Below are 17497 nucleotides of genomic sequence, written 5' to 3' on the forward strand. Positions count from 1 at the left end.
CATGACAACGACCGCCGCCAATAATCCTGAGGCCCAACGGTTCTGGGGCTATGTTTCCTCGTGGCCTGAGGAAGTCCAACAATCGTTTTGGGAAGCGGGAACCCGTCTCAGCCAGTTCATCGGCGAAAACCCCGCGCCGCGCGTCTTGAAGTACGACACCAGCGCGCCGCCGCCTGGCATGCCGTGGTGGGAGCAGATTCTTTTTCGTCTGGGCCAGAGCGCAGTCAATCAAAGCGTCACGGCTCAGTACCAGGCGCAGGCTGTCGCCGGCGGTGCGAAGTGGCTGTGGCAGGCGCTGCAAGGCGATTTCAACAAGAACCCGACCACCGGGCAGGTGGTGACGGGCGGCATCATCAGTTTGATCCCGGTCGTCGATCAACTTTGCGACGTCCGCGACGTGATCGCCAACTGCCTGGTGTTGAGCGATGCGAAGGAGCGTGAGAACCACGAGAACTGGATCGCGTTGGGCCTCACCTGCTTTGGCCTGATCCCCCTTGTCGGCAGCGCTGTGAAAACGGTGGCCAAGGCGGCGATGAAGAAAGGAGCACGTCTGCTCGATCTGATCAAGCAGATGGAGTGGGTGGAGCGACTGGGCAAAGCGGTGCGCGTGCCTTGGGGTCGCGCGCCGCTCGAGTGGTTGTCGAAGTACGACTGGCAAGCTGCCGCAAGCGCTGCTTCCAGCAACGCGAAGAAGGCTTTTCAGAACGCGCTGGCCAAAGTCGAATCGGCGAAACGTTGGGCGGCAGGCGTCGTGAAGGCGCGGCTGGAGAAGCTTGCAGAAACGTTCCAGGTCATCATTTCGCGACTTGACGAGACCGTCAAAGTGGCAGCGCAACAACTGAAAAGCAAGCTAGATGCGCTGCTGCAGAAAGAAAAGGCACAGGTCGGCAAATACGATGGCGCCACGGGGACGAAAGCGAGCCATACCCAAAAGGGGGTGCCGCCGCGGGACCCGAGGCGCGAGGCGGCCGAGTTGATTGCGAAGGCACGCAAGGCCGAACCTCGTGTCACCGAGGACCTTTCAGGTTTGGCAAGCAAGACGGGAGGCAAGCAAGAGGGCCTCGATTACCGACTGAAGACGGAAGAGTCGCTTGCCCGCAAGCTGGAAGGAACTCGCCCGGAGAAAATCGGCGATGCGCTTCGGTACACGACTGTGTATCCTCCCGACAAGCTGGGCGATGGCGCTGCGCAGACGCTCAAGGAGCTTGAAGCCAAAGGATATACGGTTGAAAAGGTGAAGAATACCTTCGTCGAAGGTGCACCGTATAAAGGGATCAATACAACGATCCGTTCGCCCGACGGTCAACCTTTCGAGCTCCAGTTCCACACACCACAATCGTTTGATGTGAAGCAGAATCTGACGCACGGGCTGTACGAGGAGCTTCGCTTGCTGCCGCCGGACTCGCCGCGAGCGGCGGAACTGACGCAGGAGATCGCGAAGCTGTCGGACGCGATCAAGATTCCCCAGGGTATTGCCACCAAAGTACCGAACGTACCTTAGAAAGATGGAAATGTTCAATTCCGACTGGCGCTACTTCGGCCGGACCAGTGGTATGGCGGACATCTACGAGATCTTCCGTTGCCCTGCCGACAAGAAGAAGCTCGGTTTGACCGATATTCCGTTGATGGAACGGCTCAGAAGTGACGGTACATGGTTCCAGGACCCCACCGACCGTGCTTTGATGGACGAGATGTTCAGCGGCTGGTTCTCCGAGTCCGACGAGATTTCTCCGGAGAAGGCACGAGAACTTTTTGAACGCTGGAAGACGATAGACGATTGGCCCGGACGTGAGTAAGACGGCGAGTGGCTGTTGAAGGCAGATAGGCACGATACGATGTTGTGGCCGCAATCGTCCCGGCGTCGATGAAACGCACTGTTCGAGCGGGACGTCGGAGAAACGACATCATGACGTTAAACACAGACGCCCTGGACAACGCGTGGCGGTTTGCCGCCGCTGCGCATGCGGGACAAACAATCCCTGGCAGCACGCATCCCTACCTCCTGCACATCGCCTTGGTCGTCACCGAACTCGCGGCCGCCAGTGCCGCTGTTGCCGATTTCGATCTTCCCTTTGCGCTGTGCGTTGCTGTGTTGCACGACACCCTGGAGGACACGGCGGCCACCTACGAAACCTTGGCCGACACGTTCGGCGTCGACGTGGCTGACGGCGTGCAGGCCTTGAGCAAGAACCCGGCGTTGCCGAAAGAGCAGCGCATGCCCGACTCGCTGCTTCGCATCCAACAACAGCCACGCCGCGAGGTCGCCGCCGTGAAGCTGGCAGACCGTCTCGTCAACATGTCTCGTCCACCCGAGTCATGGCCGCAGGACAAGCGGCAGCGGTATTGGGAAGAGGCACAGCTGATCTGGCGGGAGTTGCACACGGCGCACGAGCCGCTGGCGGCGAGGCTGCACGACCGGATAGGCGCTTACCGGCAATACCTCTGAGCGACAGCGGGTCCGGGCATGGGTTCATTTCGATCTGCATTGCGCGTGCGTCGCCGCGCGGTGGTCCGTGCGCGGTCCATCCTGCTCTCGCTGCCCCTTGCCACGTCGGCTGTGTTCGCAATGCCGCCATCCGTCCTTGAAGCGGACCTGCAAGACGGCTCGACGCTGTCTCTTGAACGGCACTCCACCACGCCTGCGGCCCGATGGACGATCGGCCAACAGTCCCGGCCCGTGTCCTTGGACCCTCGTGTCACCCGGTCGCTGCGCCGGCCCGCGGAGGCGGTGGCGTTCCGGAACGCCGGCCCGGCCCTGGCCGGCGGCGACGCCTGGCTCCTGCTGGCCGTGACCCGGCCTTCAACACAAGGGCGTCCGACCGACTACTGCGGCAGTGGTACCGAAACCACCCTGTATCTGCTTCGCTGGTCACTGCGACGGCGGCAGCTGAACCAAGCCGACGAACTGTTGGTGCAAAGCTGTTTGCAATCACTTGTCCTGCAGTCGGACGCGGCAGACGAACAAACAGCGCTGGTCTATGCCTTGCAGCGTCCCGGCCCGGTGGTGTTCGCTTGGCAGGCGCACCCTCTGCAAGGCGATAAGTCCCGACAGCTGTCGATTCGAGAGGGCAAGATGGTGCTAGAGCCTGTAGCGGTTCAGCGGGAGGTTCGACCGTAAGACCTCGCCTGATGGCATACCCTTGCCATCAAGGTCGACCCAGCCTGTACAGCCATACCCTGCCGCGGCGCCTGAGGCTGATCCATAAAGCCCACCGCCGGTTTCAATGCCCACCACCGGCCCCGCCTACCTGCACCAGCACATGCTGCGTCATCGCCCGCACCAGTTCGTTCTCGCCGACGAACACCGTGCAGTCGCCTTCACGTTCCAGCAGTGCTGCCTCCTCGACGTTGTGGCTGCGCACCACCACGTCGACCTGCGGGTTCAACGTGCGCGCCGTCTCGATCATGCGCCGCACTTCCAAGGTCTCCGGCGTCGCCACCACTAGCAGCCGCGCTTGGGCAATATGCGCCTGTATCAGCGTGGCGGGCTCGGTCGCGTTGCCGAGCACGGCGGCCTGGCCCTGCCCTCGCAGCTGTTCGACGATCTCGCGGTTCTCCTCGGCGATGACAAAGGGAATGCCGCGCGCCTTGAGCGCGGCCGCGATCCCCTGGCCAACCCGCCCGTAGCCCACCACGACCACCTGGTTCTTCAGATAGCGTGCGTCGGTACTGGTCGGCAACTCGGCCAGCGGGTCGTCGGAACGATCCAGACGCCGGGCCAGCTCCGAATGCTGGCGGATCCATCGCAAGGCCGGGCCGGTGGCCGAGAACACCAGCGGGTTCAGCGCGATCGAGATCAACGCGCCGGCGAGGATCAGGCTCTGCCCTTCGGGTGGCAGCACCTTCAGCGACAGGCCCAGGCCGGCCAGGATGAACGAGAACTCGCCGATCTGCGCCAGGCTGGCCGACACCGTCAGCGCCGTGTTGAGCGGATAACGCAGCAGCAGCACCAGAGCACCGGCCGCGAGCGATTTGCCGACCACGATGATGGCGACCACCGCCAACACCTGCAGCGGTGCGTCGACGAGCACGCTCGGGTCGAACAACATGCCGACCGACACGAAGAACAGCACCGCGAACGCATCGCGCAGCGGCAAGGTCTCTTCGGCGGCGCGGTGGCTGAACTGCGATTCGCGCAACACCATGCCGGCGAAAAACGCGCCGAGCGCGAAGCTGACGCCGAACAGATGTGACGAGCCATACGCGATGGTCACGGCGGCGGCCACCACGCACAGCGTGAACAGCTCGCGCGAGCCGGTACGCGTCACCTGCCACAGCAACCACGGAAAGGCGCGCCGGCCGACCACCAGCATCAACGCGACAAAGGCGGCCACCTTGAGCAGCGTGACGCCCAGCTCGGCCCACATCGACGCGGTGTTGTTGGCGCTGGTCGCGGCCGCGTCGCCGCTCAACATGCCGGCCAGCGGCGGCAGCAAGACCAGCGCGATCACCATCGCCAGGTCTTCCACCACCAGCCAGCCGACCGCGATGCGGCCGTTCACCGATTCGAGGATGCCCTGGCTCTCCAATGCCTTGAGCAGCACCACGGTGCTCGCCACCGACAGCGACAGCCCGAACACGATGGCCGCAGCGGGCGACCAGCCCCACCACAACGCCATGCCGGCGCCCAGGGCCGTGGCCACCAGCATCTGCACCACGGCGCCGGGCAAGGCGATACGTCGCACCGACAACAGGTCTTGCAGCGAGAAGTGCAAGCCCACGCCGAACATCAGCAACATCACCCCGATCTCGGCCAGCTCGCTGGCGATCGCCATGTCCGCCACGAAGCCCGGCGTGCCGGGCCCGATCAGCACACCGGCGAGCAGATAGCCCACCAAGGCCGGCAACCCGAGGCGCACAGCGCCGAAACCGAGTACCAACGCCAGGCCGAAGGCAGCGGCGATGGTGGTGATCAAGGGGATGGAGTGTTGCATCGTACGGGAGCTCCTCGGGTGAGGCGGCAGTGTAACGAGCGTAGTGTTCCCTGCCGCGGGCGACCTCGAACGCAGCGCCGGCCTTGACATCTGTACACCACGCCGTCCGGCGACCCCGCCTAGCATGGTGTCGCCACGCTCCCACTTGCGGTGCAGGGTCCGCAAGCGGGCGCGCGTGCAAGCGGCGCGCCGGGCAGTAGCGGGCGCCGTTCGACACCTCTTCGACCCTGCCCTGCGCACGACGGAGACTGCACCGTGAAGCTCTACTACAACCCCCGTAGCCGCGCCACCATCGCCAAATGGATGCTCGACGAATGCGGGGCCGACTATGAGTTGGTCCCCCTGGATTTCGAACGACGCGAGCACAAGAGCCCGGCGTATTTGAAGATCAACCCGGCCGGCAAGGTGCCGGCCTTGGTGGACGGCGAGGCCCGCTTGTTCGAGAACGCCGCCATCGGCCTGTACCTGGCCGACCGCTATCCGGCCGCGCGGCTCGCGCCCGCCCCCGACGCGCCGGAGCGCGGCCGCTATCTGTCCCTGATGGTGTTTTCAACCTCCCAGCTCGAGCCGTCGATGGGCGACGCGCTGCTCAAGCTCGAGACACCGCCGCCGCGTGGCTGGAACGATTTCGACATCACCCAGGACGTGGTCGAACAGGAGCTGGGCGACGGTCCGTATCTGTTCGGCGACTGGTTCACCGCGGCCGACGTGCTGGTCGGCTCGATGTTCATCTGGAAGCGCATGTGGGGCGGCGCGCCCGGGCGTCCCAAGCTCGAGGCGTATGTGGACCGGCTGTTGCAGCGACCTCACGCGCTGCGCATGGGCTGAATCGACGGCGCGCGGTTTGGAGCAGGCAGGGCGGGCCGCTCGCCGCGGCCTGTCTTATTGACCGGGGCCCGGCACGTCGAGCCCGCCGCGCGCCTGGTCGACCGGGAAGCGGGTTTCGTTGCGGTCCATCTTGGCATGGGCCGCGCTCACAAGGTCGAACCCCAGCGCGTCGGCCAGCCGCACCAGGTAGATCAGCACATCGGCCGCCTCGTCCTGGATGCGCTGCAGGCGTTCCGGCTCGGGCGTGCGGCTTTGCGCCTCGGTCAGCCATTGCAGTTCGGCGATCAGCTCACCAGCCTCGCCGGCCACGGCCATCGCCAGGTTTTTCGGGGAGTGAAACACCTGCCAGTCCCGTGCGGCGGAAAACTGGCGCAGGCGTTCGGCAAGTTCGGTGAGACGGTCGGGTGTCATGGCCACGCGATGCAAGGGTGAGCCGTCAGCATGACACATCTATCTGCCTGGCTCACCACATCTTGGCCGCGGCCGCCGGCGCGCCACCGGATGCCCCCGCACCGCATGCGACGCGCTGCCCGGGCCCGCACGGCCCTGCCCTATGCTCACGGCTTCGGTGCACGTGCTCGAGGCCGAGCACCCTGCGTCCCTTGTTGTTGCTGTTGTCTGACCGGAGTTCCACGCCATGTCGCTCGATGCGATCGAAATCGAAACCGCCCCTCATCCCACCGCGACCGTGATCGTGCTGCACGGCCTCGGCGCCGATGGCCAGGACTTCGTGCCGATCGCCGGCGAACTCGACCTGACCTCGGTCGGCCCGGTGCGTTTCGTGCTGCCCCACGCGCCGACCCGCCCGGTGACCATCAACGGCGGCTACGTGATGCGCGCCTGGTACGACATCCTGGGCGTCGACCTGGCCCGCCGTGAAGACGAAGCCGGGCTGCGAGCGTCTCAAGCGCAGATCGAAGCCCTGATCGCCCGCGAAGAAGCGCGCGGCATCCCCGCCTCGCGCATCGTGCTGGCCGGCTTTTCGCAGGGCTGCGCGATGGCCCTGCTGACCGGCCTGCGGTATGGCAAACGCCTCGGCGGCCTGGTCGGCTTGTCGGGCTATCTGCCACTCGCAGCGCAGACCGCGGCGGAACGCTCGGACGCCAACGCCGAGGTGCCGATCTTCCTCGCCCACGGCCGCGTCGACGGTGTGGTGCCGTTCCATCGCGCCACCGCCTCGCGCGACGTGTTGCGCGAACTGGGCTACGCGGTCGACTGGCATGAGTACCACATGGAGCACACCGTCTGTCTCGAAGAGATTGCCGACCTCAATCGATGGCTCGACGGTGTGCTCGGTGCGACGGCGCCGGCTCCCGGGTCGGCCTGAGGCACGAGGCCTCATATGCCGCACCTCGTCCAGCTGTTGCTGCCGCTCTACGACAACCAGGGTCAGCGCTTGGCCTCCTCGCTGTATGCCGAGGTGCGCGCGGAACTGCTGGACCGCTTCGGTGGGCTGACGGCCTACACACGGGCGCCTGCCACGGGCGTCTGGGAGCCCGACGAGGGCCAGACGGTGCGCGACGACATCGTCGTCTACGAGGTGATGGTGGACAGGCTCGACCCGCCCTGGTGGCGGTCCTATCGCGAACAGCTGGAAGCGCGTTTCAAGCAAGACGCGCTGGTCGTGCGGGCGCATGCGGTCGAGCGCCTGTAAGCCCGGCGTTCCGGCCGCCGGCGGGGCCAAGCGCGCGCCTCAGGGCGCCAGGAAGCCCTCTTTCACGGCGTCCATCAACGGGTTGGTCTTGCCGTCGCTGCTGCCGTAGTTCACCAGCCAGACGATGGTGCCGCCGGCCCCGGTGCGGCGCACCCACGCGCCTTTGGCGCGGATGCTGTCGGGGTCCTCGTAGCTGAGGTAGCCGGTGAGGCCCCGGCCCTCGGGCTGGAAGCCGCCGGGGTAGCTGCGATAGTGCATCTGGGCCGCGGTGTCCCAGCGTTCCTGGCCCTCGCTCAGGTAGCCGTGGCGCACCAGGTTGCTCCATGACCACTCGACGTCGTAACTCTCGACGTGGACACCCTCGGGAATGGCCTGGTCAGGCCCTGTCACCGGCGGTGCGATGTTGATGGCGTAGAAGCCGATGCCGATGCCGACCTTGTGGCGCGGCACGCCGGCGTCGACATACGCCTGCACGCTGCTGGTCAAATCCATCGGCCGGTTGGGCTTGGCCCCGGCGATGGGGCTGAAGTGGGAGCTGACCCAGCCCGGCGCGTCGAAGGCCATCGCATAGCTCATCAGGTTGTACTGGTCCACCAGTGATGCCACTTCGACTTTCCAGGGGTCGACGCGGTCGGTGTTGGTGTTGAGCGCATAGCCCGGGAAGGTGATGACGAAGGGCCGCTCGCGCCACCGCGGGTAGTCGGCCTTGGCGCGTTGGCGCAGTTCCTTGAGCAGGGCGATCAGCTGGGCCTGGTGCTGGGGCGCATCGAGATCGTCTTCCCAGTCGATGTCGACGCCGTCGTAATCGTGCGCCGCCAGGTAGTCGAGCAAGTTCTTGACGAAGGTCGCCCGCACGGCGGGCGCCGTCGAGGCGGCATAGGCCGGGCCGTCGCCCACGCCGCCCACCATCAGCAAGGCCTGCGTCCCGGCCGCATGGGCGCGGTCGATCAAATACTGTTCGACGCTCTTGTTGCCCGCATGGCCGGCGCCGACGTAACCCGGGTTGTAGGGATGGTTCGGGTCGTGCGCGGTGCCGGCGCCTTCCACCACCTGTGCGACCGTGGCGCCCATGCCGGGCGCGACGCGTGCGAACACCAGATGGGTCATCGCGGTCATGTCGACGTGTTGCGGCTGCTGCAACCCTTCGCCGTCCTCCCAGAAGTAGCCTGCGTAGTAGGCGGTGACCCAGGGACGGCTGTCGCCGGTGCCCCCGCTGCCCGTGCCGCTGCCGGCCTGGTCCCCGGAGGACGGTCCACCACTCCCACTGCTGCTGCTGCTGCCGCCGCCGCCGCATGCGACCAGGCCGACGCTCAACAGCGCACCGGCGGCCAGGTGCTGCATCAGCGCGCGTCGTTGCGGCGCCGCGGGCCTGCCGGCGACGCCGCGGTTCTGCTTGCCTTCGGTCAGCCGCACCGCGCTGGCCGGCTTGTCGTCCCATCCACTGCTCATGATTCCTCTGCCCTGGTTGTTCTTGCCGCGCCGACAGCGGCACGTGGAGGTGCAGACGCTGGACCGACCGGCGGCGGCCGAACCTTAGCGAGGGTGGGAGGGGTTTGGAATGTTCGGACTAGGGGGCGGTGTCCCCGCTTGAGGGGACACCGCAGGGGCGCCCGCCGTCAGGCTGTGACGCAGTGCGCAGACGGCGTTGCAGCGGCGGTCGCGAGCGCCGGCGTCAGGCGGGCTTCTTCTTCTTGCCCCGATCGGCGACCAGCGTGACCACAGAGGGCATCACCGCCCCCGGCGAGAGTGGCTTGGCCGGGCTCTGGTCTTTCTTCGGCTTTTTGGTTTCCTTGTTGCTGCGTTGCTGGCCTTTGGGCATGTGAGCCTCCTTTTGTGGTGTGCGAGCGGCCAGGGTGGCCGACTTCGGCTCGAGCATCGTCGGGCCGGCCGGGGAAGTCAATCGAGGCCGGCGCTGGGCACGCGGGCCGCGAACGGGAGGCCCGCCGGCCGACCTGTGCAACTGTGAAAGTTGTAGTTCAAAGATACCAGAACAATACCAAAACCTTATTTGGTATTGTCAACTGGTAGCATCGTCGGGTCCTCGGATCGAGCCCGTGGTGCACGTCGGGTGACCGAGGCCAGCCCGCCCGCCGCGTTTTTCTTGCGCGTGCCCGGCGTCGCATTCCGTACCGAGGAGCCCCCAACCATGCATCCCGACAAGCTCACCCGTCTCGCCCGTCTGTTTGCCACCCTCGCGGTGGCCGGCGGCGTTTTGGCCGCCCATGCCGCCCCCCTGTGGCAGGAAGGCAGCACCTACAACGCCGGCACGGTGGTCACCTATCAAGGTCGCGACTACCAGGCCTGGGTCACCCATACCGCCTACGCTGGGGCGGGCTGGAACCCGGTGTCCACGCCCAGCCTCTGGAAGGACCTGGGCCCGACCTCGGGCGCACCCGCCCCCGCGCCGACACCTGCCCCGACACCGGCCCCCACGCCTGCGCCCACACCCGCTCCCACCCCGGCGCCCACGCCGGCCCCGACACCCGCACCCACCCCTGCCCCGGCCCCCACGCCGGCGCCCGCCCCCGGGCCGGCGCCCGCCCCCGGGCCGGCGCCGTCGTTGCCCAAGCATGTGGTGGTCGGCTATTGGCACAACTTCGACAACGGCACCGGCACCATCCGCCTGCGGGACGTGCCCGATGAATACGACATCATCAACGTCTCGTTCGCCGAGGGCGACCCGTTCGCGCCGGTCGGCACTGCCAAGTTCGAGCTCGACAAGGCTTTCAACGAAGCCGAGTTCATCGCCGACGTGCGTGCCAAGCAGGCCAAGGGCAAGAAGGTGCAGATCTCGCTGGGCGGCGCCAACGGCGTGATCGTGCTCGACAGCAACGCCGCGCGCGACGCCTTCATCAAGAGCATGGGCGCCATCATCGCCAAGTACGGCTTCGACGGCATCGATGTCGACATCGAGAACAACCTGTCGATCGGCGCCGGCGAAGACTTCCGCAATCCGCAGACGGCCCAGGTGGTGCACCTGATCGCCGGCGTCAAGGCGCTCAAGGCGCGCTTCGGCAGCAAGTTCACCGTGACCATGGCGCCCGAGACGGCGTATGTGCAGGGCGGCTATGCCGTGTCCGGCGGCATCTGGGGTGGTTATCTGCCGATCATCCACGGCCTGCGCAACGAGCTGACGCTGCTGCACGTGCAGCACTACAACACGGGCAGCATCACCGGGGCGGACGAGAAGATCTACAGCCAGGGCACGGTGGACTTCCAGGTCGCGCTGACCGACATGCTGCTGACCGGCTTCAACGTCGGGCGTGACCCCAACAAGTTCTTCCCGCCGCTGCGGGCTGACCAGGTCGGCTTCGGCCTGCCTGCCACGCCGGGCGCCGCACCGTCCGGCGGCCACTTGTCGGTCGCGCAGACGCAGCAGGCGCTGGACTGTCTGATGAAGCGGCTGAACTGCGCCGGCTACACGCCGAAGACGGCCCACCCCAACCTGCGCGGCATCATGACCTGGTCGGTGAACTGGGACAAGACGCAGAACTACGCCTTTGCCAAGGGTCATCGCGCGTATTTCAACCGCCAGCGCTGAGCGGGGCGGCCGGCGGCCGGTTCAAGGGGGGGCGCCCTTGGCGGCCGCCTGTTCCAGCTGCCGCGCCAGCTCACGGGTGTTGATCGGCTTGGTGACGTAGGCGGCGCAGCCGGCCGCCAACAGCTCCTGCTCCCGGTAGCGGTCCGGGAAGGCCGTCACGGCGACCACCGGCACGTCACGCGTCGCTTCGCTCGCCTTGAGCAGGCGCACGAAGCTCAGGCCGTCCATGCCCGGCAGTTGCAGGTCGAGCAGGATCACATCCGGGCGGTCCTGGGCGATGGCAGCCACCGCCGCCTCTGCCGAGCGGCTGCTCAGCACCAAATGGCCGCTGACCTCGAGCACCGTGCCGGCCAGCTTGAGGTCGACCCGGTCGTCTTCGACCACCATCACCTTGACGCGGGGCCCCGTGCTCTGCTGCAGGAACTGTTCGACCTGGCGGCCCAGCTGCCGCGTGTCGATGGGCTTGGTGATGTAGCCCGAGCAGCCGGCCTGCAGCGCCTTTTCGTCGTCGCCCTTCATCGCGAAGGCGGTGAGGGCCACGATGGGCGTGTTGGCATAGCGCGGGTCGGCCTTGAGGCGACGGGTCAGCGTCAGGCCATCCATGCCCGGCAGCGCGATGTCCATCAGGATCAGGTCGGGGTGCATCTCCTGCAGGCGCTGCAAGGCCTGCTCCGCGTCGGCGGCGGTGGTGACGACATAGCCGTCGAGTTCCAGCACGTCGGCAGCCAGCTTCAGGTTCAAGCGGTTGTCGTCGACGACGAGGATACGTCCGGGCATGGGGTCTCCTTCTCAAGCCGGCAGGGTCTGTTGGGACACGGTTTCATGGAGCGGCAGGCTGACGCTGAAGGTGCTGCCGCGCCCCGGTTCGCTCTGCACGCTGATGCGGCCTCCTTGTAGTTCGACGATCTTGCGGGTCAGCGCCAGGCCCAGCCCGGTGCCTTCGTATTGGCGCGCCTCGCCCGAATCGAGCTGCTGGAACTCGACGAACAACCGGTCCATGTCACGGGCGTGGATGCCGATGCCGGAATCGACCACCTGGAGCGACAGCGCCGGGCCTTCGACACGCTCGATGTGCACGCTGACATGTCCGCCCTCGGGCGTGAACTTCACGGCGTTGGAGAGCAGGTTGAACAGCACCTGCTTGAACTTCTGCAGGTCCAGTGTCACTTCGCCGACCGCGGCCGAGACGTTGCGCTGCACCTGGATGCGCTTCTTGTAGGCCAGCGGCCCGAGCACGGTGCAGATGTCTTCCACGGCCCGCGCAGGGAGGAAAGGCTGCGGGTGCAGTTCCATCTTGCCGGCCTCGACCTTCGACAGATCGAGCACGTCGTTGATCAGCTGCAGCAGATGCCGGCCGCAGCCGAGGATGTCGGCGATGTATTCCTTCTGCTTGTCGTTGAGCTTGCCGAGGCGCTCGTCCACCAGCAGTTCCGAGAAGCCCAGGATGCCGTTGAGCGGTGTCCGCAGCTCGTGCGACATGTTGGCCAGAAACTCGCTCTTGAGCCGGTTGGCTTCCTGCAAGGTCTTTTCGATGCGTTTGCGTTCCGTCGCGTCGCGGATGGCGCTCGCGATCAACAGGCCGTCCTCGGTCTGGATCGGGCTCAAGCTGATCTCGACCGGGAACTCCTGGCCGTCCTTGTGCAGGCCGTTGAGCTCCCTGCCCGCGCCCATCGAGCGCGTCTTCGGGTGGGCGCCGAATACCGTCCGGTGCTTGGAGTGGGCGGGCCGAAAGCGCGGCGGCACCAGGATCTCGATCGACTGGCCCAACATCTCCTCGCGCCGCCAGCCGAACAGCTGCACCGCCTGCGAGTTGACCAGCACGATCTCGCCCTGCTCGTTGACGATGACCATGGCGTCGGGCGCCGATTCGAGCAGATCGCGAAACTTGCGATCGGCCTTGCGACGCGCTTCCTGACGGTCGGTGATGTCGCGCACCGCACTCATCACCATCGGCCCTGCATCGGTGTTCAGCGGCCCCAGGCTGATCTCGACCGGAAACTCTTCGCCGTTGCGGCGCTGACCGTACAGTTCCAGCCCTGCGCCCATCGTACGGGTACGCGGCTGGCCGAAGAAGCCGCCGCGGTGGCCGAAGTGCAAGGCTCGATAACGGGCAGGCAGCAGGATCTCGATCGGTTGGCCGATCAATTCGGCGCGGGCATAACCGAACACCTGCTCGGCCTGAGAGTTCACCAGGACGATACGGCCGCTGACGTTCACCATCACGATCGCGTCGGGCGTCGATTCGAGCAGGTCGCCGTACTTCGAGCCGACCAGTTTGGCGTCGCGCAACACCTTCAGGTGGCTGACGTCCTTCATCGTCAGCAGAAAGCAGCGCAGCGCGCCGGCCTCGTCGAGCACCGCCTTGCACGAGACGCTGACATGCAACAGCGCCCCGTCCTTGCGGGAGCGCACCGCCTCGGCGACCGACAGGCCATGCCTGCGGGCGTTGTCGAAGCCGCGCCGCAGCTCTTCTGCCTGCTCCGGCGTGGTGATCAGGGCCGAGAGCGGGCGCCCCACGGCTTCGTCGGCGCTGTGGCCGAAGATGTGTTGCGCCGCAGCATTCCAGGCCAGCACGTCGCCGCTGGCCGAGACCACGATCACTGCGTCCGGGTTTTCCGACAGCGACAGTGCGTTGAAGTCTTCCGCCATCGTGTACTGCTCCTGATGTACGACAACACAACCATCGTACTGCTGTTCAGCAACCCTCAAGGGCTGGGGGCTGGCCGGTCGCAGGGCTGGGCCACGCGGTCGACCAGCGCCAGCAGCGCGTCGAGGTCGGCCGGTTTGGTCAGGTGATGCTCGAAGCCGGCGGCGGCCGAACGGCTGACGTCGGTGGGTTGCCCCCAGCCGGTGAGGGCAACCAGCACCGGGCAGTCGGCGCCGCACTGCTCGCGCAGGCGGCGCGCCAGTTCATGGCCGCTCAGATCGGGCAGGCCGATGTCGAGCAGCGCCAGCTGCGGTTTCCAGTGGCTGATGATGCGCAGCGCTTCGTGGCCGTTGTAAGCGATGTGCACCTCGTGGCCGTCGCTGCGCAGCACCTGTGCCATCGAGTCGGCGCTGTCGCGGTTGTCGTCCACCACCAGCACGCGGCAGGCGACCGTGCCACGCGCGGTGCGGACCTCGGTACCGCCGGGGCCGGCGCCCGGGTCGTCGCTCACGACCGGCAATCGGATCTCGAACCGTGCACCGTGTCCTTCCCCCTCGCTTTCGGCGTGGACCGACCCGCCATGCATCTCGACCAGCGCCTTGACGATGGACAGGCCCAGTCCCAGGCCACCTTGCGCCCTGCCGAGCGCGCCGTCCACTTGCGCGAACACGTCGAACAAGCGGCGTGCCTCGTGAGGCGGAAAGCCGATGCCGTTGTCCTGCACGCAGATCAACACGTCCTGGTCCTCAAGACAGGCTGACAGCCGGATCTCGCCCTGGCGCGGTGTGTACTTGGCGGCGTTGGTGAGCAGGTTGGCGACACACTGCGCGATGCGGGTCCGGTCGGCATCGGCCCAGACCGGCTGTGGCGGCAGATCGACGCTCAGGCGGTGGCGCATCGCGTCGATCTGCGGCAAGCTGGTTTCCACCGCCGCCTGGATCGCGTCGCGCAGGTCCAGCCGTTCTTTTTGCAGCACGATCTTGCCGCGCGTGATGCGCGCCACGTCGAGGAGATCGTCGACCAAGCGCGACAGCTGCCCGACCTGGCGCTGCATCACGCCGGTCGCCCACTGCTGTTGCTGCTCCGACAACCGACCTGCCTGCAGCAGGTGCAAGGCGTTCGACAGCGGCGCCAATGGATTGCGCAACTCGTGCGCCAGCGTGGCGAGGAACATGTCTTTCTGCACGTCGGCGTGGCGCACCTCGTATTGGCGCTCGCGGGTCCGCAACGCGGTGCGGACCGCGCTCACCAGCGTGGCCACCTGGGTGGGTCGCTCCAGCACGGTGACGTTGCCCAGCACGCGGGCCGCCCGGCTTGCCAGTGCGGACAGCCGGCCGCGCTGGCTCAGCAGCAGCACCGGCAGGTCCGACCAGGAGGCCTGCGTGTCCACCAGCTGCTGCAGCATCCGCAGCGCCGCGGCCTCCTTCAAGGCTTCCTCGGCGACCACCAGGGCACCGATGCCGTCGTGCGCGTGCTGCACCGCATCGTGGGCATGCGCGCAGCGCAGCACCTCGATCCGGGAGTGCTGTAGCGCGGCCTCGATCAGCACCGCATCCTTGCCGCTGGGGGCGAGAACGAAGACACGACGTTCCATGGCAGCTCAGCGCAGCCGGTCTTTCATCAACGGGTCTTCGGTGCCGGTGTAGACCGGCACGCCCGTGAGGACGCCATGGAAGCCGCGCAGCGGTTCGCTGACGCGCAGCCCCTCGGCGTCGAGGTGGAACTCGCGGATGGCGCGCTCGTGCAGACCGCTGCGCTTCTTGAGCACCGACACCGCCTGGCGCACCAGGCCTTGCGACTCGAAATAGCGCATCACCACCACGGTGTCGGCCAGATAGCTGGCATCCACCGGGCTGGTCATCGAACCGATCAGCCCCTGCTGCACGCTGACCAGCAGCGTGGTGGTGCCGAGCTGGCCGAGGTAGGTGAGCATCTCGTGCAGCTGGGCGTTGAGAAAACGCTCATCGGGCATCGCGTTCAGGTAGCCGTTGAGGCTGTCGATCACCACCACGCTGGCACGCTCGGCCCGCGCCGCCTGTCCGACCCGATGGGCGAATTCGCCTGGCGACAACTCGGCCGGGTCGATTTGCTGCACGGTCAGCCGGCCGGAATCGAGGTGCGGCTGCAGGTCGTTGCCCAATCCGCGCATGCGCTTGAGCAGGGTCGAGACGCTCTCGTCGAACAGGAACACGGCGGCGCGTTCGCCACGCGCGGCGGCCGCCACGGCAAAGGTCACCGCGACCGTCGACTTGCCGGTGCCCGGCGCCCCGGTGACCAAGGTGCTGGTGCCGCGCTCCAGGCCACCGCCCAGCAACTCGTCCAGGCCGGTCACGCCGCTCGCCAAGGTGCCCGGGTGCACGACCGCGCGGTGCGCCGCCGCACTGAGGCGCGGAAACACGACCAGGCCGCCGGGCCGGATCGTGAAGTCGTGGTAGCCGCCGACGAACGGCACGCCGCGGTATTTCACCACCCTCAAGCGCCGGCGCTCGCGGCCATAGTCCGGGTGCCATTGTTCGAGCGCGATGATGCCGTGGGCAATGCTCTGCAACTGCGGGTCTTCCGCGGTGGCGGTGCGGTCGTCGAGCACGAAGACGGTACATTGCCGGCCGGCGAAAAACTGCTTCAGGCCCAGCATCTGGCGGCGGTAGCGCAGCGGGCTGCCGGCCAGCAGCCGCAGCTCCGACAGCGAGTCGAACACGACACGCGCCGGCTTGCGCCGCTCGACCTCGGCCAGGATCGACTTGGTGGTTTCGCCCAGCTCCACTTCGTCGGGCTGGAACACGGTGTATTGCTCGGTCGGCAGCAAGGCCTGTTCGTCGGGCACCACCTGCAGGATCTGGACGCCGTTCAGGTCCCAGTGATGCGAGCTGGCGATCGCCCGCACCTCCTCCTCGGTTTCCGACAGCGTGATGTACAGGACCGACTCGCCAAGCCGGGCGCCGGCCTGCAGGAACTGCAGCCCGAGGGTGGTCTTGCCCGAGCCCGGTATGCCTTCCACCATGTACAGCCGGTTGGGTGTGATGCCCCCGCCGAGGATGGTGTCCAGTGCCGCCACGCCGGTCGAGATGAAGGGCGAGGACCCGGCCAGTGCGGCGTCTGGAAGCGTAGTCGAGTGATCCATGTGCATGTCGTTCGTGGTCAGGGCCGCTGGCCGGAAGGCCGCGGCGTCGCCGCCAGCGGCCATCGATGTGGCCTCGGGCGGTGGTGTCGCCTTGTGCGTGCCGTCGTCGGCTGCGGCGTTCGCAGTCAAAAGCATAACTGCGACGCGTGCGGGGCCTCGCACCGCTCCCCGAAATGTAGGGGGTGGAGGCACCGATCCGGCCTTGCATCATGTCAGTCGATCGCCTACTGCGCACCGAAAAGGGCTGTGGCGAAATGCTTGCACCATGCACTATGTCCTTAACCGCGAAGACTTCCTCGAGGCCTTGCAGGAGCTGGAGGAAGAACTGTCCGAAGCCACCCTCGCCTCCGGCGATGTCTTGAGCCATTGCTGGCAATGCGTGGGATGCGGCAACCAGTACACCTCGTTCGAGCTGATCGGCCCGCCGCTGCCTTGCGTCTGCGGCGAGGTGAGGTTGCTGCCCAGCCTTCCGACCTTACATTGACGGCCATGACCCAGCCCCGCCCTGGCTCCGAGCCCTCCTCCCGCCCCGCGCTGATCGACCCGTACGACGAGGGCGACATGCGCCACTGGGCCGAGAAGCTCAGCGTCACGGTGGAACAGCTGCGGGAGGCGGTGGCCCAGGCCGGCCCGCGCCCCGAGCAGGTCGGCGAATACCTGCTGCGGATGCGCGCCGACGACCATCGCGTGCCCTGAAGCGGCGCCCGTCGGGCGGCGTGGGATGCAAACCTGTGTGATGCCCGGCCGGTCGCCGCGGCCGCCGCGTGGCGTG

18 protein-coding genes are annotated in these 17497 nt (G+C 66.9%); 10 read left to right on the forward strand and 8 right to left on the reverse strand.

Going from position 1 to position 17497, the window contains the following annotated elements:
* The first annotated feature begins 1 nt into the window (after window position 1).
* From AAW51_RS27690 to AAW51_RS29600, 4 genes are read left to right on the forward strand one after another with little or no spacing between them, the layout of a single operon-like run.
* Window positions 2–1501, forward strand: coding sequence for a hypothetical protein (locus AAW51_RS27690; RefSeq protein WP_157359536.1), 1500 nt, complete (start codon window positions 2–4; stop codon window positions 1499–1501).
* Window positions 1502–1511: 10 nt separating this feature from the next.
* Entirely contained in the window at window positions 1512–1796 is a 285-nt protein-coding gene (locus AAW51_RS00085; RefSeq protein ID WP_047192988.1) for a hypothetical protein, read from the forward strand.
* A 44-nt stretch (window positions 1797–1840) separates the two neighbouring features.
* The gene (locus AAW51_RS00090; RefSeq protein WP_238947711.1) at window positions 1841–2446 is read left to right on the forward strand and encodes an HD domain-containing protein; all 606 of its coding nucleotides are present in this window, start codon (window positions 1841–1843) and stop codon (window positions 2444–2446) included.
* Between the two features lie 18 nt (window positions 2447–2464).
* Window positions 2465–3118, forward strand: a complete 654-nt coding sequence (locus AAW51_RS29600) for a hypothetical protein (RefSeq protein ID WP_157359537.1) — start codon at window positions 2465–2467, stop codon at window positions 3116–3118.
* A gap of 103 nt (window positions 3119–3221) precedes the next feature.
* On the opposite strand, the gene AAW51_RS00100 is transcribed toward AAW51_RS29600, so the two are convergent.
* Window positions 3222–4934: a cation:proton antiporter gene (locus tag AAW51_RS00100; RefSeq protein ID WP_047192991.1), complete on the reverse strand. Its 1713-nt coding sequence runs from the start codon at window positions 4932–4934 to the stop codon at window positions 3222–3224.
* A 255-nt stretch (window positions 4935–5189) separates the two neighbouring features.
* Between AAW51_RS00100 and AAW51_RS00105 the strand changes: the two genes are divergently transcribed.
* Window positions 5190–5762 carry a glutathione S-transferase family protein gene (locus AAW51_RS00105; protein WP_047192992.1) on the forward strand — a complete coding sequence of 191 codons (573 nt, stop codon included), beginning with the start codon at window positions 5190–5192 and terminating at the stop codon, window positions 5760–5762.
* A 54-nt stretch (window positions 5763–5816) separates the two neighbouring features.
* On the opposite strand, the gene AAW51_RS00110 is transcribed toward AAW51_RS00105, so the two are convergent.
* A complete protein-coding gene (locus tag AAW51_RS00110; RefSeq protein WP_083437955.1) occupies window positions 5817–6173 on the reverse strand; it encodes a nucleotide pyrophosphohydrolase in 357 nt (118 codons plus the stop codon).
* A 226-nt stretch (window positions 6174–6399) separates the two neighbouring features.
* On the opposite strand from AAW51_RS00110, the gene AAW51_RS00115 reads away from it, so the two are divergent.
* Together AAW51_RS00115 and AAW51_RS00120 are read left to right on the forward strand one after the other, a co-directional pair.
* Entirely contained in the window at window positions 6400–7089 is a 690-nt protein-coding gene (locus tag AAW51_RS00115; protein WP_047192994.1) for an alpha/beta hydrolase, read from the forward strand.
* A gap of 15 nt (window positions 7090–7104) precedes the next feature.
* Entirely contained in the window at window positions 7105–7416 is a 312-nt protein-coding gene (locus tag AAW51_RS00120) for a hypothetical protein (RefSeq protein WP_047192995.1), read from the forward strand.
* A 39-nt stretch (window positions 7417–7455) separates the two neighbouring features.
* Here the strand turns inward: AAW51_RS00120 and AAW51_RS00125 are convergent, their stop codons facing one another.
* Both AAW51_RS00125 and AAW51_RS30320 read right to left on the reverse strand, forming a co-directional pair.
* Entirely contained in the window at window positions 7456–8865 is a 1410-nt protein-coding gene (locus tag AAW51_RS00125) for a glycoside hydrolase family 18 protein (RefSeq protein WP_053013209.1), read from the reverse strand.
* A 223-nt stretch (window positions 8866–9088) separates the two neighbouring features.
* Window positions 9089–9235 carry a hypothetical protein gene (locus AAW51_RS30320; protein WP_169787956.1) on the reverse strand — a complete coding sequence of 49 codons (147 nt, stop codon included), beginning with the start codon at window positions 9233–9235 and terminating at the stop codon, window positions 9089–9091.
* A 327-nt stretch (window positions 9236–9562) separates the two neighbouring features.
* Between AAW51_RS30320 and AAW51_RS00130 the strand changes: the two genes are divergently transcribed.
* Window positions 9563–10957, forward strand: coding sequence for a chitinase (locus tag AAW51_RS00130; protein WP_053013210.1), 1395 nt, complete (start codon window positions 9563–9565; stop codon window positions 10955–10957).
* A gap of 21 nt (window positions 10958–10978) precedes the next feature.
* Here the strand turns inward: AAW51_RS00130 and AAW51_RS28685 are convergent, their stop codons facing one another.
* Genes AAW51_RS28685 through AAW51_RS00150 form a run of 4 tightly spaced genes read right to left on the reverse strand, consistent with a single transcriptional unit; the run spans window position 10979 to window position 16725 of the window.
* Window positions 10979–11734 carry a response regulator gene (locus AAW51_RS28685; RefSeq protein WP_083437956.1) on the reverse strand — a complete coding sequence of 252 codons (756 nt, stop codon included), beginning with the start codon at window positions 11732–11734 and terminating at the stop codon, window positions 10979–10981.
* Between the two features lie 12 nt (window positions 11735–11746).
* Window positions 11747–13606, reverse strand: a complete 1860-nt coding sequence (locus AAW51_RS00140) for a PAS domain S-box protein (RefSeq protein ID WP_047192996.1) — start codon at window positions 13604–13606, stop codon at window positions 11747–11749.
* A gap of 56 nt (window positions 13607–13662) precedes the next feature.
* The gene (locus AAW51_RS00145) at window positions 13663–15198 is read right to left on the reverse strand and encodes a hybrid sensor histidine kinase/response regulator (RefSeq protein WP_047192997.1); all 1536 of its coding nucleotides are present in this window, start codon (window positions 15196–15198) and stop codon (window positions 13663–13665) included.
* Between the two features lie 6 nt (window positions 15199–15204).
* Window positions 15205–16725, reverse strand: coding sequence for an ATPase domain-containing protein (locus AAW51_RS00150; protein ID WP_083438632.1), 1521 nt, complete (start codon window positions 16723–16725; stop codon window positions 15205–15207).
* Between the two features lie 265 nt (window positions 16726–16990).
* On the opposite strand from AAW51_RS00150, the gene AAW51_RS30325 reads away from it, so the two are divergent.
* Together AAW51_RS30325 and AAW51_RS30330 are read left to right on the forward strand one after the other, a co-directional pair.
* Complete coding sequence (locus AAW51_RS30325) at window positions 16991–17209, forward strand: hypothetical protein (RefSeq protein ID WP_047192998.1); 219 nt, start codon at window positions 16991–16993, stop codon at window positions 17207–17209.
* Between the two features lie 5 nt (window positions 17210–17214).
* The gene (locus AAW51_RS30330) at window positions 17215–17421 is read left to right on the forward strand and encodes a DUF3606 domain-containing protein (RefSeq protein WP_047192999.1); all 207 of its coding nucleotides are present in this window, start codon (window positions 17215–17217) and stop codon (window positions 17419–17421) included.
* The last annotated feature ends 76 nt before the right edge of the window (window positions 17422–17497 follow it).

The sequence above is a fragment of the Caldimonas brevitalea genome, from assembly GCF_001017435.1.
GTDB classification, from domain to species: domain Bacteria; phylum Pseudomonadota; class Gammaproteobacteria; order Burkholderiales; family Burkholderiaceae_C; genus Caldimonas; species Caldimonas brevitalea.